The 21410-nt window shown below is 62.1% G+C and carries 19 protein-coding genes and 3 pseudogenes; 13 read left to right on the top strand and 9 right to left on the bottom strand.

Features of this window, described 5'->3' with window-relative positions; genetic code table 11:
* Together CRO75_RS20695 and CRO75_RS20700 are read left to right on the top strand one after the other, a co-directional pair.
* On the top strand, nt 1-268 hold a 268-nt coding region (locus tag CRO75_RS20695; protein WP_143503985.1), incomplete at its 5' end, for a transposase.
* Between the two features lie 48 nt (nt 269-316).
* Nucleotides 317-1618 carry an IS4 family transposase gene (locus CRO75_RS20700; protein ID WP_097137792.1) on the top strand — a complete coding sequence of 434 codons (1302 nt, stop codon included), beginning with the start codon at nt 317-319 and terminating at the stop codon, nt 1616-1618.
* Here the strand turns inward: CRO75_RS20700 and CRO75_RS33275 are convergent.
* A pseudogene (locus tag CRO75_RS33275) lies at nt 1574-1783 on the bottom strand (ATP-binding protein); the annotation flags it as partial. The gene CRO75_RS20700 and the pseudogene CRO75_RS33275 overlap by 45 nt on opposite strands.
* A gap of 78 nt (nt 1784-1861) precedes the next feature.
* On the opposite strand from CRO75_RS33275, the gene CRO75_RS20710 reads away from it, so the two are divergent.
* From CRO75_RS20710 to CRO75_RS20720, 3 genes are all read left to right on the top strand, one after another.
* Complete coding sequence (locus CRO75_RS20710; protein ID WP_007930528.1) at nt 1862-2653, top strand: methyltransferase domain-containing protein; 792 nt, start codon at nt 1862-1864, stop codon at nt 2651-2653.
* Nucleotides 2654-3139: 486 nt separating this feature from the next.
* Nucleotides 3140-3622 carry an acyl-CoA thioesterase gene (locus CRO75_RS20715; protein ID WP_009044429.1) on the top strand — a complete coding sequence of 161 codons (483 nt, stop codon included), beginning with the start codon at nt 3140-3142 and terminating at the stop codon, nt 3620-3622.
* A gap of 52 nt (nt 3623-3674) precedes the next feature.
* On the top strand, nt 3675-5324 hold the full coding sequence (locus CRO75_RS20720; RefSeq protein ID WP_097137794.1) for an FMN-binding glutamate synthase family protein: 1650 nt from the start codon (nt 3675-3677) through the stop codon (nt 5322-5324).
* Between the two features lie 103 nt (nt 5325-5427).
* Here CRO75_RS20720 and CRO75_RS20725 read toward each other — a convergent pair whose 3' ends face one another.
* On the bottom strand, nt 5428-6222 hold the full coding sequence (locus tag CRO75_RS20725; protein WP_097137796.1) for a helix-turn-helix transcriptional regulator: 795 nt from the start codon (nt 6220-6222) through the stop codon (nt 5428-5430).
* A gap of 84 nt (nt 6223-6306) precedes the next feature.
* On the opposite strand from CRO75_RS20725, the gene CRO75_RS20730 reads away from it, so the two are divergent.
* The 3 genes from CRO75_RS20730 to CRO75_RS20740 all read left to right on the top strand — a co-directional run bounded on the left by CRO75_RS20730 (nt 6307) and on the right by CRO75_RS20740 (nt 9818).
* Entirely contained in the window at nt 6307-7305 is a 999-nt protein-coding gene (locus CRO75_RS20730; protein ID WP_097137798.1) for a bile acid:sodium symporter family protein, read from the top strand.
* A 215-nt stretch (nt 7306-7520) separates the two neighbouring features.
* Nucleotides 7521-9284 (top strand): hypothetical protein, encoded by a 1764-nt coding sequence (locus CRO75_RS20735; RefSeq protein WP_097137800.1) that lies wholly within the window; start codon nt 7521-7523, stop codon nt 9282-9284.
* A gap of 72 nt (nt 9285-9356) precedes the next feature.
* Entirely contained in the window at nt 9357-9818 is a 462-nt protein-coding gene (locus CRO75_RS20740; RefSeq protein WP_009044436.1) for a YccF domain-containing protein, read from the top strand.
* A gap of 95 nt (nt 9819-9913) precedes the next feature.
* Here CRO75_RS20740 and CRO75_RS20745 read toward each other — a convergent pair whose 3' ends face one another.
* The 3 genes from CRO75_RS20745 to CRO75_RS33280 all read right to left on the bottom strand — a co-directional run bounded on the left by CRO75_RS20745 (nt 9914) and on the right by CRO75_RS33280 (nt 13195).
* The gene (locus tag CRO75_RS20745; RefSeq protein ID WP_092421096.1) at nt 9914-10831 is read right to left on the bottom strand and encodes a hypothetical protein; all 918 of its coding nucleotides are present in this window, start codon (nt 10829-10831) and stop codon (nt 9914-9916) included.
* A 100-nt stretch (nt 10832-10931) separates the two neighbouring features.
* Nucleotides 10932-12491, bottom strand: a complete 1560-nt coding sequence (locus CRO75_RS20750; RefSeq protein ID WP_097137802.1) for a TerC family protein — start codon at nt 12489-12491, stop codon at nt 10932-10934.
* Between the two features lie 401 nt (nt 12492-12892).
* Nucleotides 12893-13195 carry an Imm52 family immunity protein gene (locus tag CRO75_RS33280; RefSeq protein ID WP_239990616.1) on the bottom strand — a complete coding sequence of 101 codons (303 nt, stop codon included), beginning with the start codon at nt 13193-13195 and terminating at the stop codon, nt 12893-12895.
* 232 nt (nt 13196-13427) lie between these two features.
* Between CRO75_RS33280 and CRO75_RS33285 the strand changes: the two genes are divergently transcribed.
* Nucleotides 13428-13661, top strand: a complete 234-nt coding sequence (locus tag CRO75_RS33285; protein WP_239990617.1) for a hypothetical protein — start codon at nt 13428-13430, stop codon at nt 13659-13661.
* 26 nt (nt 13662-13687) lie between these two features.
* On the opposite strand, the gene CRO75_RS20760 is transcribed toward CRO75_RS33285, so the two are convergent.
* A complete protein-coding gene (locus CRO75_RS20760; RefSeq protein WP_009044452.1) occupies nt 13688-14563 on the bottom strand; it encodes a LysR substrate-binding domain-containing protein in 876 nt (291 codons plus the stop codon).
* Between the two features lie 103 nt (nt 14564-14666).
* Between CRO75_RS20760 and CRO75_RS20765 the strand changes: the two genes are divergently transcribed.
* The 3 genes and pseudogenes from CRO75_RS20765 (at nt 14667) to CRO75_RS20775 (ending at nt 18633) form a co-directional block, all read left to right on the top strand.
* Nucleotides 14667-15164 (top strand): heme-binding protein, encoded by a 498-nt coding sequence (locus tag CRO75_RS20765; protein ID WP_007930475.1) that lies wholly within the window; start codon nt 14667-14669, stop codon nt 15162-15164.
* A pseudogene (locus CRO75_RS20770) lies at nt 15161-16699 on the top strand (MFS transporter). The gene CRO75_RS20765 and the pseudogene CRO75_RS20770 overlap by 4 nt, the downstream one beginning before the upstream one ends.
* Before the next feature lie 596 nt (nt 16700-17295).
* Nucleotides 17296-18633, top strand: a complete 1338-nt coding sequence (locus CRO75_RS20775) for a Wzz/FepE/Etk N-terminal domain-containing protein (RefSeq protein WP_239990618.1) — start codon at nt 17296-17298, stop codon at nt 18631-18633.
* An 87-nt stretch (nt 18634-18720) separates the two neighbouring features.
* Here the strand turns inward: CRO75_RS20775 and CRO75_RS33025 are convergent, their stop codons facing one another.
* Nucleotides 18721-19122 carry a MerR family DNA-binding protein gene (locus CRO75_RS33025; protein ID WP_345789169.1) on the bottom strand — a complete coding sequence of 134 codons (402 nt, stop codon included), beginning with the start codon at nt 19120-19122 and terminating at the stop codon, nt 18721-18723.
* Between CRO75_RS33025 and CRO75_RS33615 the strand changes: the two are divergent.
* Nucleotides 19021-19483, top strand: a pseudogene (locus CRO75_RS33615) (hypothetical protein); the annotation flags it as partial. The gene CRO75_RS33025 and the pseudogene CRO75_RS33615 sit on opposite strands and share 102 nt — an antisense overlap.
* A gap of 90 nt (nt 19484-19573) precedes the next feature.
* Here CRO75_RS33615 and CRO75_RS20790 read toward each other — a convergent pair.
* Together CRO75_RS20790 and CRO75_RS20795 are read right to left on the bottom strand one after the other, a co-directional pair.
* Entirely contained in the window at nt 19574-20194 is a 621-nt protein-coding gene (locus tag CRO75_RS20790) for a VWA domain-containing protein (RefSeq protein ID WP_177409770.1), read from the bottom strand.
* A 53-nt stretch (nt 20195-20247) separates the two neighbouring features.
* A complete protein-coding gene (locus tag CRO75_RS20795; RefSeq protein ID WP_097137804.1) occupies nt 20248-21255 on the bottom strand; it encodes an ATP-binding protein in 1008 nt (335 codons plus the stop codon).
* Nucleotides 21256-21410 lie beyond the last annotated feature (155 nt).

Here is a 21410-nt window from a genome sequence, read left to right on the forward strand (position 1 = left end):
CGAAGCCATATTGGCCGACAAAGGCTATGACTGCGTCGCCTTCGTCGATGCGATCCAGTGTAGAGGGGCTGAGGCCGTGATCCCATCCAAAAGGAATCGTCTGTACCCTCTCACACTGGATCGGCATCTGTACAAGGCGCGCAACCTGGTGGAGCGTTTCTTCTTGAAGTTGAAGCAGTTCCGTCGGGTAGCGACCCGATATGAGCGACGGGCCAGGAACTATCAGGCGATGTTGAGCCTCGTGTCAGCCGTCATTTGGCTGGCCTGATTGAGAACGCCCTGTAGCGCGATTCGAGAAAAAACACCTGCCAGCGTTATGGCCAAACTTGCCTTGGAACAAGCCATTGCGCCGGAGTGGGTCGATCAGGTTTTCGAAGAACACCGGCAACGGCAGTACTCCCGCGAATTGTTGTTCTCAACCATCATTAAACTCATGTTCCTTGTTTCATTGGGCTTGAAGCCGTCACTACATGCCGCAGCCAGGCAACTGGAGGATCTTCCGGTTAGCCTGGCGGCCCTTTACGACAAGGTCAGCCGTACCGAACCGGCTCTGTTGCGTGCCTTGGTCACAGGTTGCGCGCAGCGCCTGGCTCCGACGATCAAGGAGTTGGGGGGCTCAGCCATGCTTCCCGATTGGCAGGTTCGGGTGGTAGACGGCAGCCACTTGGCTTCCACCGAAAAGCGCCTTGGAGCACTACGCCACGAGCGAGGAGCGGCTCGTCCCGGGTTCTCGGTCGTGGTCTACGATCCCGATCTGGATCAGGTCATTGACCTGCAACCCTGCGAAGACGCTTATGCAAGCGAGCGAGTCTGCGTGTTGCCACTGCTGGCCGATGCCAAGGCAAATCAGGTTTGGATCGCTGATTGGCTCTACTGCACGCTTCCTGTCATGGAGGCCTGTGAACAGGTGAAAACGTCATTTGTCATTCGCCAGCAGGCCAAGCACCCGCGCCTGATTCAAGAGGGTGAGTGGCAAGCATCTTTGCCTGTTGCAACAGGTACCGTGCGTGAGCAAAGCATTGAGGTAAGAGGGGGACATCAGTGGCGACGCATCGAATTGACGCTCCATTCGCCAAACGACTCAGGTGACAGCCGTTTGATGTTCTGGAGCAACCTGCCCGAGAGCATCAGCGCACCGCAGATCGCGGACTTCTATCGCCGTCGCTGGAGCATTGAAGGAATGTTTCAGCGACTGGAAGCCATTCTGGAAAGTGAAATTGAAACCCTCGGCAGTCCACGAGCGGCCTTGCTTGGGTTCACCACTGCCGTGCTGGCGTACAACGTACTGGCCTTGCTCAAGCGCAGCGTCGAACACGCTCATCGAGACACTCAGCCCGAGGGTTGGGAGGCTTCGATCTATCACTTGGCGATCCAGGCCAGAGCTGGATATGAGGGCATGCAGATCGCTCTGCCCGTCGAATACCTACCGATTGTCTCAATGGAAAAACTGGCCCAGCGCTTGTTGGAATTAGCCAAGAACATCCAACCCAAGCGAGTCACCAAAAGCCAACGTGTCCCCAAGGTGCCCAAACCCAAGGCATGGGTTCAAGGGACTGCGGTGCATGCCCACGTTTCAACAGATAGAGTCATCAAGGCTGCCAAAACGAAAAGACCTTGAAAGGGATGGCCGTAAGGGCGAAACCATAAGCCGCCGTGCGCAGGAATGGATATGTCGTGATTTGATCTTTGTCTGGGCGACCAAGCTGCTGTGTTGCAGGCGGTAGGACTCGTTGCCCGTTTCGACGATGCGGCAGTGGTGTGTCAGCCGATCCAGCAACGCCGTGCACGCCTAATGTGAATCCACCTGCGGCCGATAGTCTGGAAGGTTCACCAGTATCGACGTCTTATTTCAGGGTTATCAATGGAAATTCCATACAGCGTCAGGCTCTCATTTTTTGATTTCTGGAAGGGGCTCTTCAAAGGCACGCTTTTCATCCAGAAGCGTTTGCGAGGGCATTTGAAGGAGCAGCAGAAGAACTGGCCAAAGAAGCAACAATACAGCCAAGGATATTTCTATCAGGGCTTGGAAGAACTGGGAATCACAGGCCTGAAGCCTACGGGTTTTCGGTTCAAGCAATACGCCATCGATGAAGAATTGAAGGGCGCTGACGTACTGGACATCGGCAGCAACTGCGGTTTTGTCTCAGCCTATTGTTCGCGACTGGCGAAATCCGTGACAGCCGTCGAACTCAACCCTTTTCTCAATAAAGTGGCGAAGGATACCGCGCGTTATTTGAAGCGCGACAATATAGAGTTTATAGAAAGCGATTTTTCGGTATTTGCCACAGATAAAAAATTTGATGTGGTGCTGTCGTTTTCCAATCATCACACCATTGATGGCAACCTCAATATGGGGTTTGAAAACTACATGAAGCGCCTGGTGTCGTTTCTAAAGCCGGGTGGCTACCTACTGTTTGAAAGCCACAATGTTTTCGGGCCAGGTGCTGGCAACGTAGGCGATGACGGTGATATGGACGAAAAAATCAAAATAATGAACACCTATTTCGCCATAGAACGCTATCGAATGGTCAACTGTTACATGCGACACATGGTCGATGATGTCGATAAGCTCTTCATTGTTGCGCGGCTCGTGGACAATCCTCCAAAGACGGAATTCCGTCTTGAACAAGCCATCCGTCGCTATCATTATTGACCCTGCATTCAATTTTTTTGGCGACCTATGACACCGTCCAAAAAACGGCAGCGCGAGCACGGACGCTATCGCGAGCCAGCTCGCTCCTACAGGGCGGTGTCATGCAAAGAAACAGTCATTACCGTAGCGCCCCCATCGTTCAAGTCGTGGATCAGGTTTGGCAGGCGCAAGCGCCCGATCGCAGCCTGCGGCAGCGGCTACAGAGTTCGCGGTATTGCCGATAGGCTTGAACGAATCTGCTCCCCATACGAGTGAGCTCGGCAGGGTTGTTAGCCCTGACTGCAACCAAAGCGACTCACCGTTGAATAACAAGCGCTAGGTATCCCCCCTCCCCACTCATTATTGCAATCCCCACAACAGCTCATTGCAAAAGATAGCTAGCTAACTATCAAGACTTCTTATTACCCTCCGATCTCCAGCCAAATGCTGTCCGCGGGGGCTCTAGCCTGCCTATCCGGACAGCATCGATTACTGATGAGGTCACCCATGGAACCAGGCAGTTATCAATTGAGCATGAGCGTGCTCATGACGCCCGACAAAGCCAATTTCTCCGGCAACGTGCACGGCGGCGCCCTGCTGAAGTTGCTCGACGAAGTGGCCTTCGCCTGTGCCAAGCGCTATGCCGGGCGCTATGTGGTCACGCTGTCGGTGGACCAGGTGATCTTCAAGGAGCCGATCCATGTCGGCGAACTGGTGACCTTCCTCGCCTCGGTCAATTACACCGGGCGCACCTCGATGGAGGTCGGGGTCAAGGTGATGACCGAGAACATCCACGAACGCACGGTGCGCCACACCAACAGTTGCTACTTCACTATGGTCGCCGTCGACCCCGACGGGCGCCCGCACCCGGTGCGCGCCTTCGTGCCGGAAACCGCCATCGAACAACGCCGCTACGCCCAGGGTTTGCTGCGCAAACAGCAGCGCCAGGAGCTGCAGGAGCGCTATCGGCAGATCCGCAACTCGGATTGAGCCCGCCCTGCCCGCCTGAACCCATGTCTTGCGATTTGCCCAAGGAACGACCATGAAGATATCGCTGCTCAGTCGCTACGCGACCCTGATCCTTTGCCTTGCCCTTACCTTGTTCGGCCTGTTGTATTGGCCCGCCAGCCCCTGGGGCCAGGGGCTGATCGTGCTGGCCGGGGTGCTCAGCCTGGTCGGCCTCAACGACCTGCTGCAAAGCCACCATGCGGTGCGCCGCAACTACCCGATCATCGGCAATATCCGTTACCTGATCGAGTCGATTCGCCCGGAGATCCGCCAGTACCTGCTGGAAGGCGACGACGAGAAGCTGCCCTTCTCCCGCTCGCAGCGTTCGATGGTCTACGCCCGCGCCAAGAACCAGCCCGCGGAAAAGGCCTTTGGCACCCTGGCCGACGTCTATCAGCCCGGCTTCGAATTCATCAGCCATTCCATGGTCCCGGGCGATGCCTGTGACCCCAGCCAGTTCCGCGTGGTGGTAGGCGGGCCGGATTGCCTGCAGCCCTACAGCGCCTCGGTGTTCAACATCTCGGCCATGAGCTTCGGTGCGCTGAGCGCCAACGCCATCCGCGCCCTTAACAAAGGCGCCCGGCTCGGCGGCTTCGCCCACGACACCGGGGAAGGCAGCATCAGCCCCTATCACCAGGAATTCGCCGGCGACCTGATCTGGGAAATCGGCAGCGGCTACTTCGGTTGCCGCACCCTGGACGGCCGTTTCGATGCCCAGCGCTTCTCCGAGCAGGCCAGCCATCCGCAAGTGAAGATGATCGAGATCAAGCTCAGCCAGGGCGCCAAGCCCGGCCATGGCGGCATCCTGCCCAAGCACAAGGTCACCGCCGAAATCGCCAAGACCCGTGGCGTGCAGATGGGCCATGACTGCGTGTCGCCGGCGCGGCACTCGGAGTTCAGCACGCCCATGCAACTGCTGGAGTTCATCGTCAAGCTGCGCAACCTGTCCGGCGGCAAGCCGGTGGGCTTCAAGTTCTGCGTGGGTCATCCCTGGGAGTTCATGGCCATCGTCAAGGCCATGCTCGAGACCGGCATCCAGCCGGACTTTATCGTGGTCGACGGCAAGGAAGGCGGCACCGGCGCCGCGCCTCGCGAGTTCACCGACAACATCGGCATGCCCATGCGCGAGGGCCTGCTGTTCGTGCATAACACCCTGGTCGGCGCCGGCCTGCGCTCGCAGATCAAGCTGGGCGCCAGCGGCAAGGTGATCAGTGCCTTCGACATCGCCAGCGTGCTGACCATCGGCGCCGACTGGGTCAACGCCGCGCGCGGTTTCATGTTCGCCATCGGCTGCATCCAGTCGCAAAGCTGCCACACCAACAAATGCCCCACCGGCGTCGCCACCCAGGACCCGCTGCGCCAGAAAGCGCTGCAGGTCACGGACAAGGCCGAGCGGGTGCACAACTTCCATCGCAACACCCTGGTCGCCCTCGGCGAAATGCTCAGCGCCGCCGGCCTCGACCACCCGGCGCAGTTGCAGGCCAAGCACCTGGTGCGGCGCCTGACCACCACCGAGGTCCGGCTGTTCTCGCAGATCCACGTGTTCCTCGAACCCGGCGAGCTGTTGCAACGCCCCATCAGTTCGGAGTTCTACGCACGCATGTGGAACATGGCCCAGCCCCACAGCTTCGCGCCACTGGCTGTGGCCGCGCCGTCCAAGGCCGAGCGGCTGACGCCGGCTTAGGTTTTTTGCATGACCAGGTGGCCGTTCGCGCTGATGACGGGGGCAAGGTTGAGGGCGCGGCCACTGGCGTTATCGCCGGCAAACCTCGCGCCACAGGCGATGATCAGGCCTGGCGGAAGAATTCCCCGGGGGTGACGTCGAACTGCAGGCGGAATGCGGCGATAAAGGCCGAGGTCGAATCGTAGCCGCAGGCCAGCGCCACGTCCGTCACCCGCTCGCCGTTCTCCAGGGGCGTCAGGGCGCCCAGCAGGCGCAGGCGCTGGCGCCAGGCGCGGAAGGTCAGGCCGGTGTCGTGCAGGAACAGGCGGCTCAGGGTTTTCTCCGTCACCCCCAGCTTTTCGCTCCACTGCCCCAGGGTGGTCGGCTGGTCCGGGTGCGCTTGCAGGCTGCGGTAGATCTGCCGCAGGCGCGGGTCCTGGGGCAGCGGCAACATCAGGTCCAGTTGCGGCGCGGCGGCCAGTTGGTCCAGCAGGACCTGGGCCAGGCGGCCGTCGGCGCCATCTTCGGCGTATTCCACCGGCAGCTCGCTGAAGGCGCGGATCAATTCGCGCAGCAGGCTGCTCACCGCCAGCACCTGGCAGGTTTCGCCGGCCCAGGCAGTGACGCGGCAATCCAGGTACAGGCTGCGCATTTCAGTGCGCGGCGAGCTGAACACCTTGTGCGGCATGCCAGCAGGAATCCACACCGCCCGTTGCGGCGGGGCGATGAAACGCCCGGCGCTGGTCTGCACTTCCAGCACGCCCTGAATGGCGTAGGACAATTGCACCCAGGGGTGGCTGTGGCGCCGGGTCAGCGCCCGATTGGGCAGGGATTCGGTGCGCCCGTACACCGGTCGAGGCAGGCTCGGCAGACCGGGAATACTGCGGCGGACGATCTTTTCATGTCCTTTAGGCGGCATTTACTGGCTCATTGGCGTTAGTCGGCAGTCCGCCATCACGTTAGAGTCGGCCCACCGCCCTGGCAACCCCTGGATGATCCCGTTATGAGTCGCTCACGTCTTTTGCCCGACAATTTCACCCTGACCCTGATCGGCGTGGTGCTGCTGGCCAGCTTCCTGCCCGCCAGCGGCCAGGTGGCGCTAGGCTTCGGCTGGCTGACCAACGCCGCCATCGCCCTGCTGTTCTTCCTCCACGGCGCCAAGCTGTCGCGCGAGGCAATCATCGCCGGGGCCGGCCACTGGCGCCTGCACCTGCTGATCTTCAGCCTGACCTTCGTGCTGTTCCCGATCCTCGGGCTGGCGCTCAAGCCGCTGCTGTCGCCGCTGATCGGCAACGAGCTGTACCTGGGCATGCTCTACCTCTGCGCCCTGCCCGCCACCGTGCAGTCGGCGATTGCCTTCACCTCGCTGGCGCGGGGCAACGTGCCGGCGGCGATCTGCAGCGCGGCCGCGTCCAGCCTGTTCGGGATCTTCCTCACGCCGTTGCTGGTGACCCTGCTGCTGAATGTGCACGGCGATGCCGGCTCGACCGTGGATGCCATCGTCAAGATCAGCGTGCAATTGCTGCTGCCCTTTATCGCCGGGCAGATCGCCCGCCGCTGGATCGGCGCCTGGGTCGGCCGCAACAAAAACTGGCTGAAGTTCGTCGACCAGGGCTCGATCCTGCTGGTGGTCTACGGCGCCTTCAGCGAGGCGGTGAACGAAGGCATCTGGCACCAGATTCCGTTGTGGAACCTGGGCGGGCTGGTCTTGGCCTGCTGCGTGCTGCTGGCCTTGGCGCTGCTGGCCTCCAGCCTGCTGAGCAAGCTGTTCGGCTTCAACCAGGAAGACCGCATCACCATCCTGTTCTGCGGCTCGAAGAAAAGCCTGGCCACCGGCGTGCCCATGGCCCAGGTGCTGTTCGCCGGCAGCACCATGGGCGTGCTGATCCTGCCGCTGATGCTGTTCCACCAGATCCAGCTGATGGTCTGCGCGGTGCTGGCCCAGCGTTACGCCAAACGCCCCGAGTCGGTGCCGGAACTGATGGCGCAGGTCGATCCCTGAAGCACCCGCAACAGCCCTTGCAGGAGCAGGGGCTTGTGCTTTTGTCGGGACGGCAAGCCAATGGCATACTGCCAGCCCTTTGCCGCCCGACGACCCTACATGGAAGTTTTTATGCGTTTCCCGCTCGTGCCTCACGCTTTGCCCCTCCTCGCTGGTTGCCGCCTCAGACAAGCGCCGACTCCCGCTGAACTCAGCGCTGTTCAGGAGTGAAAAGCATGACGCTTACAGCCGATCGGGTACTCCAGCACTACCTGCCCTTGAACCCGGTGGAAAAAAAATTGCTGGCATACGGCGCCACAGGAGCGCGGTTCAGTATCGCCAAGCAAAGGCCTGTAGCCGGCACGGCGGAAAACACCATTCGCGCCAGTTTCCTGAGGTTCCTGATACTGGGCGGCGATGACAAGAACCCAATAGATCTGAATGGGGTTCACCTCGAAGGCGCATTCATCCAGGGCTCCCTGCATCTCAGTTCCGCCACGATCGCCACCAACGTCAGCTTGACCCATTGTCTGTGCGACAAGGACCTGCGGCTTGAAAACACGGTGATCGACGGCTGGCTTGATTTGAGCAGCAGCCAGTTTTCCGGCGTTGCGGCCCAGTCTCTTCGCGTGTGCTCATCGGTCCAGATGAAAGCGTTCCATTCCCAGGGCACCATTTGCCTGATCGGAGCAAAAATCGCGGGGTCGCTGATATTCAGCGCAGCTCAGCTCGATGGTCTGGGGAACAATGCTCTGGAGGCAGACCGCTGTGTAATCGACGCAAACATCATCTTTGACGAAGGGTTCAAGTCTCTGGGTGAAGTGCGATTGAACAGCGCGACGATGAAAGGCTTGAAGTGCTCGAACTGCACCTTTACCGCCACCACCGGCATTGCCTTGAATGCTGACAAAGCCCGTGTGAGTGGCAGTGTGCTTCTCTCTACCGGCTTCCACTCCATAGGAACCGTGCGCCTCACAGCCGCGCAGATCGACGGACAACTGAGCCTGAAAGGTTCACATCATCTGGATGGCAACGGCGGCTTTTCCTTACTCGCGCAAAACATGATCGTCGGTAAAACACTGATGCTCACCCATCTGGAACATCCTTTACAAAACGCGGCTTTCAGCGGCTCTCACGTCAGGACCTTGAGCGACGACTCAAAGACCTGGGGCAAGGAGCTGGGCCTTAACGGTTTTACCTACGACTTCCTGACCACCGATTCCCCCTTGAGGGCCAAGGATCGTATCGCCTGGCTCGACTCACAGCTGCCATCCAGCACCGGTGACGACGGCCTCAAAGGCGCCGACAGCGGATTCCTGCCACAGCCCTGGCTCCAGCTGAAGCACGTCTTTGAAAAGATGGGCCACTTCGAAGAGGCACGCGAGGTCGGCATTGCTTTCGAACAGCGCCTACGCAAGGTCGGCATGGTGGGCCACCGCACGGCCAACTGGATATGGGGCACCCGCTGGCTCGGCAAAGTCCCCCATGTGCTCTATGGCGCCCTCACCGGCTACGGCTATCGCCCCATGCGGCTGCTGGCCTGGATACTGGGCATCTGGCTGTTGTTCACCAGCGTCTACTGGTACGCCGCCGTCAATCACAAAGTCTTCGCCCCCAGCAACCCGCTGGTGTTCCAGAACGAGACCTACTCCAGTTGTACCGCGGAATACGGCGAGGCCTGGAAGCAGCAGCACCCTAAACAGGACCTGCCTTCCGATATCGGCAACTGGTACACCTGCAAGGCCTTGCGCGGTGAGTACACCGGTTTCAGCCCCGGCGCCTATTCGCTGGACATCCTGCTGTCGCTGGTCGATCTGCAGCAGGAGAAGGACTGGGGACCTATCACTCCAACGCCTTTCCCCAGCTATTGGGATGAACTGAAGAATCTCGAATGGGGCCACGGCATCCGTCTGCTGATCTGGCTCGAAACCCTGATCGGCTGGGGCATCAGCCTGTTGCTGGTGGCGATCGTCTCCGGCCTGACTCGGCGCAAGGAATAAGCGTCTATACCTGCACGGGCCTCGAACGGGGCCTGTTCAATACCCTTCACGGTTCAAACAAGGAAGCTTCACATGAGCGCCATCGGCAATTTTCTCTGGTTTATCCTCGGCGGCATTTTCATGGGCCTGTGCTGGTGGCTGTGGGGCATCCTGGCCTTTATCAGCATCGTCGGCATCCCTTGGGGCCGGGCCTGTTTCGTGATCGGGGCCTTCTCGTTCTTTCCGTTCGGCAAGGAAGCGATCAGCCGGCGCGAGCTGAACAACAAGGACGATATCGGCACCAGCGGCCTGGGGGTGATCGGCAACGTGCTGTGGTTTGTGTTCGGCGGGATCTGGCTGGCGCTGGGGCATGTGATGTCGGCGCTGCTGTGCTTTATCACCATCATCGGCATTCCCTTCGGCATCCAGCACCTGAAGCTGGCGGGCATCGCCCTGGCGCCGATCGGCAAGACCATCGTGCGCAAGGAAGTGGCCGCCGCGGCGCGCACCTTCAATGCCCAGGATGCGGCGCTGAAACAGCGTCAGCCGGGCTGAGCCAAGGCTGACAGGCGCGGTAACAGGCACCCCATACGGGCCAGGATGGTTTTATACCGCTCACCCGTAACCCCGCCGTTCACCGGTGCAGGCACTCAGGGGGCCAGCGCCTTGATCGGCGGGTCCTGGTAGCTGTCGTCGATCTCGATGCCAGCGGCACGCAACTGCTCTTCCACCACTCGCCGCGTCTCCCGGTCCTTGGCCAGCTTGGCGGGCATCAGCTCCTTCCAGCGCGGTCGCTCGTTCTCCTCGAAACTGGACAACCAGAAATCGTATTCACTCTGGAACTGCAGGGTGGTCAGACAGGTCGCTCGCTCCATGGGTGCCTGCTGGTCATCCCAACACCAGGACCAGACATGCAGGTAGGCGTCGTCCCGATGGAAGTACCAGCTGTAGAAGGACTTGTTGTGCAGCCAGCGCTCGAGCGGTATCGGGTAGTCCGGGTCGAGCCAGGGATGGTTGAGCATGGAGTGGCCCAGCACATTGTCGCCAGAGGGAATCTTGTCGGCCTGGGAGCCGGAAACCCGCGGGTTCGAAGGTAGGTAGTAACGCTTCCAGCCAGCGCTCTTGAGCTCGGCAATACGCTGGAGAATGAAAGCCTGTTGCTCGGCGTAGGGACTTTTATCCGGCAGGCCTCGCAACGTGATGTCGATATTACTGACCGTATCTCCAAGGTCCTCGTCGATCACCGTACTGATGTCCGAGACCTGTTCGATCCTGAGCCCATGCTCACCACCGCCGATCAGGACGACCGGCAGGTTCTTGTCGTTGCTGGAACGCTCGATTTCATACCAGCACATCCTGACGGGCTTCAGACAGTCCTTGGAAAACGGCAGCGGGCTCCGGGCGAGCACCTGGGCAATGGGCTCATGCAGGGCCATTTCCACCACCGGGTGCGCCACCGCGGGGGCCTCATCCTGGTCATCACAACCGCCAAGCAGTGCCAGGGTAAACAGGCAGAATCCCCCCATGACGGCCCTGCCGCGTACCGCGCCCATGCAAACCTTGCGCATACTTCTCTTCCATCCATTGAACAAGCGGGCGGCGATGGTGCAGGAATAGACGCGAGGCTTCAACAGCGGCGACCGCACCCAGGCAACTGGCCAACCTCGGCTATTCGCCCGCGGGTCTGAGCAGCACCCGGGTCACTCGCCGCTCTTCCACCGTCACCACCTGCAACGTCCAGTCCTGCCATTGCAACCGGTCGCCAATCACCGGCAAGCGGTCCAGCAGGCTCATCACCAGCCCGGCCAGGGTCTGGTAGTCCTCGGTCGGCTCGGCGCTGAAGCCGGTGCGCTGGCGGATCTGCGCCAGGTTCAAGGCGCCGCTGACCATGAAACCGCCCGGCTCCTCGACAATGTCCGGGCCTTCGATTTCGCTGGCGTCGGGCAGCTCGCCGGCGATGGATTCGAGGATGTCGGTCATGCTCAGCACGCCGACGAAATCGCCGAATTCGTTGATCACGAACGCGATGTGGGTCGAGGCTTTGCGCATCTGCTCCAGGGCGTTGAGGATCGAGAAGCTGTCCAGCAGGTTGATCGCCGTGCGCGCCAGGTGTTCCAGGTTCGGCTCGTTGCCGGCCAGGTATTCCTTGAGCAGTTCCTTCTTGTGCACGAAGCCCAGCGGCTCTTCCACCGCGCCGTCGCGAATCAGCGGCAGGCGCGAGTAGGACGAATGCATCAGCCTGTTGCGGATGGCTTCGGCATCGTCGGCCAGGTCGATGTAGTCGACGTCGGCGCGTACCGTCATCAAGGTGCGGATCGGTCGCTCGGCCAGTTGCAGCACGCCGCTGATCATCACCCGCTCGCGGCGATCGAACAGCTCGGTGCTCGGCGCTTCGCCATTGTCCAGCAGGTCGGCGATCTCTTCGCCCACCTCCTCCACCGCCAACTGGCGACCGCCCAGCAGGCGCATCACCGCATGGGCCGTGCGCTCACGCATCGGCCGCAGGCCCTGCATGGATTTCTTGCGGCGGGCACGGGCGATCTGGTTGAACACCTCGATCAGGATCGAGAAACCGATGGCCGCGTACAGGTAGCCTTTCGGGATGTGGAAACCCAGGCCTTCGGCGGTCAGGGCAAAACCGATCATCATCAAGAAGCCCAGGCACAGCATGATCACCGTCGGGTGGGCGTTGACGAAGCGGGTCAGCGGCTTGCTGGCGACGATCATCAGGCCGATGGAAATGATCACCGCGATCATCATCACCGCCAGTTCGTCGACCATGCCCACGGCGGTGATCACCGCGTCCAGGGAGAACACCGCATCGAGCACCACGATCTGCGCGACGATCGGCCAGAACAACGCGTAAGCGGCATTGCCGGCGCGCTGGCTGACATGACCTTCCAGGCGCTCATGCAACTCCATGGTGGCCTTGAACAACAGGAACACACCGCCGAACAGCATGATCAGGTCGCGACCGGAGAAGCTCTTGCCGAACACCTCGAACAGCGGCGCGGTCAGGGTCACCAACCAGGAAATGCTCGCCAGCAGGCCCAGGCGCATGAGCAGCGCCAGGGACAGGCCGATGATCCGCGCGCGGTCACGCTGGTGGGGCGGCAACTTGTCCGCGAGGATCGCGATAAACACCAGGTTGTCGATCCCCAGCACCAGCTCCAGCACGATCAGGGTCAACAGGCCAAGCCAGGCCGTGGGGTCCATTATCCATTCCATAAAAACGACTCTATCTCTCCAGTAAATTCAGGCAACCGGGCACGGCAAGGCAAGGCCACAAGGCCTTTGAACGGCAAACGCAGGCCAGCGCCCAACGGTCGCGACGACCGGCGGCGAGCAGCGAAAAACAGCGAGTTCGGGGTAACGGCCGCGCCTTATGACTGGCGGAAGGCGTCGCAAGGCGGATCGAGCGGGGAAAGGCTGAGGCGTCCAGGAATAAGGACGACTGGGAGGCTCCGAGAGGGTGTTCATGCAAGTCCTGTGAAGAAAAACGGACTTGAATCCTACAACCTCAAGGGGAATTTCCCATGGGGGAAATCATTTCAAGATCTTATCGGGGTGCCTGGCCACCGCTATCGCAGGCAAGCTCGCCCCAGCAAAAGCGAGCCTGCCCGTGCGACTCAATAGCGTCCGGGCAACAGCCCGAGTTCCACCAGCTTGATATCGGTGTCGCCCACCACCTGCACATGCTGGACGTTCTTCTCGTCCATGATGCCGGGGCAGGCAACGACGATGGTGCCCTTCGATTGAGTGGGACGCAGCTCGGCGACCTCCGGAAAATCGGCCGCCGACAGAGGGTGCGGGCAATAACCGATCCAGCCGATGGTCTGCCGGTCCTGGAACACCCGCTGCTTGCGAAAGTACTCGTTGGGAGCGGCCACGCCCCAATAGATTTCCGGCCAGAGATCGACCGCTGCGTTCATCAACTCGACAATGCCCTGTCGAGGATCCGGCAGGCAACGGACCAGTGTCCCGGCTTCGGAAAACTCGATGCCCGCGGGCAACGAACCGCCGCTTCGGGCGTGATAGGTGATCGAAAGCCCGCGGATCAGGTATCCCGTTCCACAACACAAAGCTCATGTCGTTGACGTCGAAGTCCGAGTCTTTCCAGGAGGCTATTTCCCGCCGCAAGCTGCTCGGGTCGAGGAGCACATTGTGCGTCAGGCCGTCATCCTTGCCTTCGGCGCACAAGAACCAGTTCTTGAGAATGGGGTCGATCTCGCCTATCGCCTTGAGAAAGGCCAGGCTCCTGTCGATTTGTTGCTGCTCGGTAACCTGGGCAATCTTCTGCTTATCAAAGCTCAGCTTGAAATTGAAACGCTTGAATGTGTCCATGAGTACTCCATACGGTCTCAAGTCATATTGCGTAGACGCAAGAAACACAGATAGAACGCCACATCGCCGGCATCATTCACCTACCCCCGCAATGTGCCTCTGACCTGCTCGATATAACGCGCCACCGCCGGGGCCTTTTCGAAGCGGCGGTGGATCAGCGACAGCCAGGACGCAGCCGTGCTGCCCTGGATCGGCCGATACAACACATTGGGCAGCCCCACGTGCCCGACCACCGATTCCGGCACCACGGCCACCCCCTGCCCCAGGGAGACCAGGGCCAGCACCGCCACCAGGCCGCCGGGCTGCGGCCCCAGTTTCGGCGCGTAACCGCCCTCGGCGGCGACCTGCAAGGTGCCGCTGATCTGTTCCGGAAGCACGAAGGTCTCGTTGTGCAGATGGGCCGGGGCGATCTCCGGCAAGCGTCCCAGCCAGGACTCGGCGGGCAGCGCCAGGACAAAGCCCTCGCCATCCAGGCGGACCGCCTCCACCCCTTCAGGCAGGGTCATGGGCGAGCGGATGTAACCGATGTCGAACCGCCCCTCGGCCACCAGTCCGGGCAACGCCGCCATCGGGCTTTCGCGCACGCTCAGGCTGACGTCCGGGCAATCCTGGCTGAAGCGCTGCACCTGTTTTTGCAGAAGCCCCGAATACACCGCCGAGGCCACGTATCCCAGCTCGATATGGCCGATTTCGCCGCGCCCGGCGCGCTGGGCGTTACGTTGCGCGAACTCGAACTGGCGCACCGTGGCCTCGGCCTCGCGCACCAGGGCCGCGCCGGCCTCGGTCAGGCTGACCTCGCGCTGCTGGCGCACAAACAAGCGGGTGCCCAGGGCCTGTTCCATGTCCTGGATCTGCCGGCTCAGGGTCGGCGGCGCGATGCCCAGTTGCTCGGCGGCGCGGGTGAAATTGCGTTGCCGGGCCACCGCCAGGAAATAGCGGAAATGACGGATTTCCATAAGTGCGTTAGCTCAAAGGTAATGAAGTGCTCCAGCTCGCCTAACAGAACGAGCGAAAGCCCGGGATAAGCTGGCCAGACCTTCACAGTAGAGAGCCCACGCCATGCACGTCAAACCACTGTTTCTGGCCATGATCACTTGCTGCAGCGTGCCCACGACTTTCGCCGCCGAGAAAGACGCCGATGTTGCCCAGAAGGCAATCCTCAATTTCGCCACCGCCCAACAACTGCTCAAGGCCGCCCAGGAAACCGCCTCGGCCAAGGGCTGGCCCTGCGCCGTGGCGATCGTCGACGACGGCGGCTGGCCGATCCTCAGCGCGCGCATGGACGGTGCGCCGGTGGTGGCCGGTATCGAACTGGCCCAGGGCAAGGCGCGGACCTCGGCATTGTTCAAGCGGCCTTCCGGCGACCTGGAAAACGCCATCAACGGCGGGCGCCAGGCGGCCATCACCTCGGGCCTGCTGATGATGAAAGGCGCGCAGCCGATCCGCGTCGACGGCCAGGTGATCGGCGCCATCGGCATCAGCGCCGACACCCCGGCCCATGACGATGAAATCGCCCAGGCCGCCCTCGCCGCGCTGGGTCAACGGGTGCAGCCATGAGGCCGGCCAGCCCGCGCCTGACCCTGCTCACCGCTTCCGGGGTGTGCTCGCTGATTGTGCTCGACACCAACATAGTCGCGGTGACCCTGCCGAGCATCGCCCGCGACCTGGGGGCCAACTTCGCCGATATCGAATGGGTGGTCAGCGCCTACATGCTGGCCTTCGCCGCGCTGCTACTGCCGGCCGGCAGCCTGGCCGACCGCTTCGGGCGCAAGCGCACCCTGCTCTGCGGCCTCGGGCTGTTCATCCTCGCCTCGCTCGGCTGTGGCGCCGCGCCCAACGTGCTGTTGCTCGACATCGCCCGGGCGATCAAGGGGGTCGGCGCGGCGTTGCTGCTGACTTCGGCCCTGGCCACCATCGGCCACACCTTCCATGACGAGGTCGAACGGGCCAAGGCCTGGGGGTTCTGGGGAGCTTGCATGGGCGTGGCGATGACCGCCGCGCCCACCGTCGGCGGCCTGATCACCGAGTTCATCGGCTGGCGCTGGATCTTCTACCTCAACCTGCCGGTGGGCGGGCTGCTGGTGCTGATGGTGTTGCGCGCGATACCCGAGTCCCGCGACACCCAGGCCGCCCGCCTCGACCCCTGGGGCAGCCTGGCCTTCAGCGCCAGCCTGCTGTGCCTGATCTGGGGCCTGATCGAAGCCAATCGCATCGGCTGGAGCCACCCGCTGACCTACGCCCGCTGCTGGGCGGCGTGGCGTTGCTCGGGCTGTTCGTGCTGATCGAGCGGGTGCAGCGCCGGCCCATGGTCGACCTGCAGCTGTTCCGCCACCCGCGCTTCATCGGTGCCCTGCTGGGGATGTTCGCCTACGCCGGCTGTGCCCAGGTGATGATGACCCTGCTGCCCTTCTACCTGCAGAACGGCCTGGGCTTCTCGGCGATCGCCTCGGGGCTGGGCATGCTGCCATTTGCCCTGACCATGCTGATCTGCCCGCGCATTGGTGTGCGCCTGGCGACACGTTATGCGCCAGCGACCTTGATGGCCGCCGGCCTGACCCTGGTCGGTTGCGGCAACCTGCTTGCCGCCTGGGCCGTGCAGGCTGGCGGCTACCTGAGCTTTGCCCTGGCCATCGCGGTGACCGGTGCCGGCGCCGGCCTGCTCAACGGCGACACGCAGAAAAACATCATGGCCTGCGTGCCCCCGCAACCGCGCCGGCATGGCCTCGGGCCTGAGCACCACCATGCGCTTCAGCGCCATCATGCTGGCCATCGGCGTGTTCGGCGCCCTGCTCGGCAGCCATACCCAGCAACGCCTGCACACCAGCCTGGGCGAGAGCGCCGCGCAATGGCTCGACCAGGCCCAAGCCATCGCCTCACGGGTGGTGGCCGGCGACATGCCCGAGGCCCTGGCGCTGCTGCCCGACTCCGCGAAAGGGCTGGTCGAACCGCTGGCCCGCCAGGCCTTTGTCGACGGTTTCGGTGTGGTGCTCTGGGTGGCCGGCCTGCTGGCGCTGCTGGCGGCGGTAACGGTCGGTACGCTGATGCGCAATCCCATCCCGCAGCCGCGGCCTTTGACGCTGAGCGTGGAGTGAATACTCATGGGGGCTCACCCTCTCTCGCGTTCAAGGTGCGGCTACTCTGTATCAGGCCAGCACCAATAAAACCTCAGGGTGTTCTATCGCCCATTCTTTTGAGGCCCACTGCCAGGCTATTAGATAAATACTCACAACTTGTAAGTCTACCTGCCCTCTTATGGGGCACCGATAAACTTCCATATGGGAAACAGGCCGCTTTGCTATCCAAACAGCAATAGATAAGGCGAATTATGAAGGTACGGTTAAATTCATATATTTATCCTCCCGAGCATTCCTGTAACATTCGCCCACTTAACGTCTTCACCAACGCCAATGGCAAAGTGCCTTCAGGATTCAAGAGTTACGTTAAAGGCGCTCGGCATCGAAACAGCCATTTCCGGGACCTAGCTCGGAAAGCGGCCTGCCAACTATCTCTCGCAAGAAAACAGCCCCATCTCATGGTTTTTTTCTGGCAACGAGTGGCGCCCATCGGCAAGGAGCCTCATCACGGGGGCGGCCCTGCATGCATGCTCCGTCTGGGGTACGGCATGACAGGGTTAGGATTCACATGAATTAGAGGTGTGCTGATTTTGAATATTGTTCCCCGGCCTCAGATGAATGCTGACGCGGATGAAATTGATCTGTTTGCATTGTTCCAATCCGTCTGGCAGCAAAAGAAGCTGGTAATCGGTTGTACCGTTGCCGTGACACTGGTGGGTATGGTTTATGCGCTATTGGCTCCCCGTGTATATGAGGTGAGCAGCGTATTACGCCCAGCCGCCCTGAATGAACTCGACGCCCTCAATCGCTCGGAAGTCTACAAACTGCCGCCCGCAGATGCCTTGTCCAAGGTCGGCGCAGCACTTGAGTCCTATGAAACACGACTGGAGTTTTTCCGCTCGCACCAGGATCTGTTCCAGGCTTTTAAACGCCCTGGGCAAACCCTCGAACAGAGTTTCGAGGACTTCAACCGGGACTCGATCAATCTGATCCTTCCGGATCCGAAGATCACCAACGCCCTGAGCAGCTACATCAAGCTGGAAATGCAATATCCCAAGGATGTCAACGGGGTAGAGATCCTCAACGGTTTCGTCGAATACGCCATCGATGCTGAACGGGAACGCATTGGCGCCGACCTCAAGGTCATCGTCAACAACCGGCTCAATGAACTCAAAGGCAAGATTGCCGCGGCGCGCTCCAACTATGAAACCGACAAGGAATCGAAAATCGCGGCCTTGCTCGAAAGCGATAATATTCGCCGCGCGCAGCTCGAGGACGAACTCAAGGCCTTGCGCGGGCAGTTGAAAGAACAGCGCAAGGATCGTCTGGCCGAACTGGCCGAAGCGATCACCATCGCCAAGTCGATGGGCATCCGCACGCCAACCACGCCATCCTCGATGTCCGACGCCTCCCACGCCGGCTCGACCCAGGTGATGCGCACCGAGGTCAACACTCAGGACATCCCGTTGTATTTCATGGGCTATGAAACCCTCGAGGCCGAGCGCGCAGCCCTGCAAAAACGCACCTCTGACGATTTCACCGAGAAGCGTATCGCCGAAATCGGCAAGGAACTGCAGATGCTGCAGGTCAACCGCCAGGTGCAGGAACTGAACAAGCGCTCCAACGAGGACATTTTCCTGAAGGACGTCTTTCCGCTCAGGGCTGAAGTAGCTCGCCTGCGCAACCTGAACATCGATATGGACCGGCTGAAACTGGTCACCATCGATCGCAAGGCCTTGCAGCCAGTAAGCCCGATCAAGCCCAAGCGAGTACTGATCGTCATGCTGTCGCTGGTATTGGGCCTGATGCTCGGCGTGGCAATCGCCCTGATCCGCCGGCTCATCCACTCGTACAGTAACCGCGCATCGCACCACAATGGCCTGCTCGCAACGCCGGTATTGTTGGACCAGTCCGGCAACATTCAGGGCAAAGGCAACGATACGCCGCAGTAAGCGGTTCGATCCGCCAAACCTGAAACACCTTTTGGGCGACCGCGATGGTCGCCCAAATTGTTTCAAGCGTCCCGAAACACAGGCGGCTCAGAACACCCCACCCTTGATCGACGCCATGACCCGCTCGGCGTTCTCGGAACAATCCATGCCTTCCGGGCGGTCGCGGATGTTGTCGATGATCTCCAGCAGTTGCGCCTTGCTCTGGGCCAGATGCCGCTGCATGTCCTCGATCTGCCCGACCTTGCGCTCGAGGCTTTGCAGCAGGGCCTGATGGTCAAGGTCACTCGACTCGCAGCCCGGCAGCAGCTGCTTGAGTTCGTCCAGGCTGAACCCGGCCTGCTGGGCGTACTGGACGATCTTCAGGGTCTGCGATGGGTAACGGCGATAGCCGTTGGCCCGGTGGTGGCCCTGGACATGGGGCAGTTCTCGAAAATGTTCGCTGAACCCAGGCCCATGAGCGAAGAGGACATCGCCGAGATCATCCAGCACTTCGCCAACAGCGCCTGGCTGGCCGAACAGGCCGGTTTTTCCGGGGTGCAGATCCATGCCGCCTGCCGGTGGTGCAGCAAGTGCTGGACAGAGGTATCGCGACGGCCGGCATCGCCACCGCGCAGGCCCTCGAGCCGGCCCTGCCCCGGCTCTGCCGCAGCGGCCAGCAAAGCCATCCGCAACTGCCGCCGCTACGCTGGAAACGCAAGCCCCTGGCCTCCCTGGCGACCATGGCCATCGCCCGCCTGCAGATGCATCGCCTGAGTCGCGGGCGCGCGCCCAAACTTCAAGTACGCCCCTGGCTGGCGCTGCTGCTCGACCAGTTGAACAGCGCCAGTACCGCCGGGCGCTGGCCGAATAGATACCCGCCAAACCTGTAGGAGCGCAGCTTGCGCGCGATGCAAGCGCTGCGCTGGGTCAGGTGCAGCGCTATCGCGGGCAAGCCTCGCGCCTACAGAAGCTGGAGCTGCGAAGGGTCGTCGATATGCCGGTACTGCGCATCCAGCTGCTGCGCCAGCTCGCGAGCGCGGCCGAGGCGGATCGGCCCGCGTTCGATATCGATCAACAGGGTCGGGCAACCCAGGCGCGCCAAGGGCGGCAAGGTCTTGAGCCGGCCATCGGTGAGCAGCAGTACCCGTTGCTGCTCGGCCGGGTAACGCTTGTGCCGCGAGACCAGCCACCGCCCTGCCTCGGCCAAGGCCGCCAGCAATGGCGTGCCGCCGCCCGCGCCCAGCCCGTCGAGCCAGTCGCGCAGATCCTTCGAGGCCTTCAGGCCCTGCACCTGCCAGCTCGGCGCGCGGCCGCTGGCGGTCAGCAAGGCCAGGCGCGCGCGCTGCCGGTAAGCATCGTCGAACAGCTGGGCCAGCAGGCCCTTGGCATCGCTCAGTGCCTGATGGCGGCGGGTCGAGGCCGACGCATCGACGATCACCAGCCACAGTTCATGGGGCGAACGGCTGCGCAGGTGCCACAACAGGTCGTCACGCTGGCGGGGCCGGCCGTTAAGCAAGGTGCCCGGCCAGTTGATCGAGCCGTGGACGGCCGCGCGCGCGCGACCTTGCCTGCCCTTGTCCAACCGCCCGGCGCGGGACTTGGCATTCGCCCCCGCGTCGGACCGGGGGCGAATGCCTAGGGCTTTTTTGGCCAGCTCGGCACTTCACGCCGGGCGCCGGTGGCCAGCGCCTGGGCCGGCAGCTCGCCCCATTGGCCCTGGCCTTCGGCGGGGCTGGATTGGGCCGGGGATGGCGTGGGAGATGGCTGCGGCGGATGCGCCGCGCTCGGTGGGTGGTCGCGACGACGATGGCGCAGGGCGAATTCGGCCACGGCGTCTATGTCCTGCTCCTCGATAGCCCGGGCACCACGCCAGGCCGCATGGGCGCGGGCGGCACGCAGCCACACCAGGTCCGCGCGCAGGCCGTCGACGCCGGCGGCGAAACAGCGCTCGGTGATCCGCTCCAGCGCTCGATCGTCCAGGGCGATCTCCGCCAGCAACAGCCGCGCCTGCTGGCAGCGCTGGCGCAGCGCCGCCTGCTCGGTGTCCCACTGCTGGCAGAAGTTCTGGGGATCGCTGTCGAAATCCAGCCGCCGGCGAATGATCTGCCCCCGCTCAGCGGGCGGCGTCTGCCCGCTCAGGGCGACATTCAGGCCAAAGCGGTCCAGCAGTTGCGGACGCAGCTCGCCCTCCTCCGGGTTCATGGTGCCGATCAGCACGAACCTGGCCGAGTGCCGGTGGGAAATACCGTCGCGCTCGATCAGGTTGGCGCCACTGGCGGCCACGTCCAGCAGCAGGTCCACCAGATGGTCCGGCAGCAGGTTCACTTCATCGACGTAGAGCACCCCGCCATCGGCCTTGGCCAGGACACCCGGGGAAAACTGCGCCCGGCCTTCGCCCAGCGCCGCGTCCAGGTCCAGGGTGCCGACCAGGCGTTCTTCGGTCGCGCCCAGGGGCAAGGTGACGAACTGCCCGCTGGCCAGCAGGTCCGCCAGGCCGCGGGCCAGTGTGGACTTGGCCATGCCCCGCGGGCCTTCGATCAACACCCCGCCGATTTTCGGGTCGATGGCCGTCAGGCACAGCGCCAGTTTCAGGTCATCGGCGCCAACCACGGCAGACAGCGGGAAATGTGGGGTATCGCTCATGTCGGTTCTCGGTAAAGGGGTGCACGAACATCAATCGATGTAGCCGCTGCCGCAGGCTGCGATTGACGACGCAGTCGGCATAAAACAGAGGACGCATTGGTATCTGACCGGCCGCGTTGCCTGCCCCAGCGGGCCCTGCGGGCCCGATCGCAGCC

This window comes from Pseudomonas sp. LAMO17WK12:I10 (genome assembly GCF_900215185.1).
Taxonomy (GTDB): Bacteria; Pseudomonadota; Gammaproteobacteria; order Pseudomonadales; family Pseudomonadaceae; genus Aquipseudomonas; species Aquipseudomonas chlororaphis.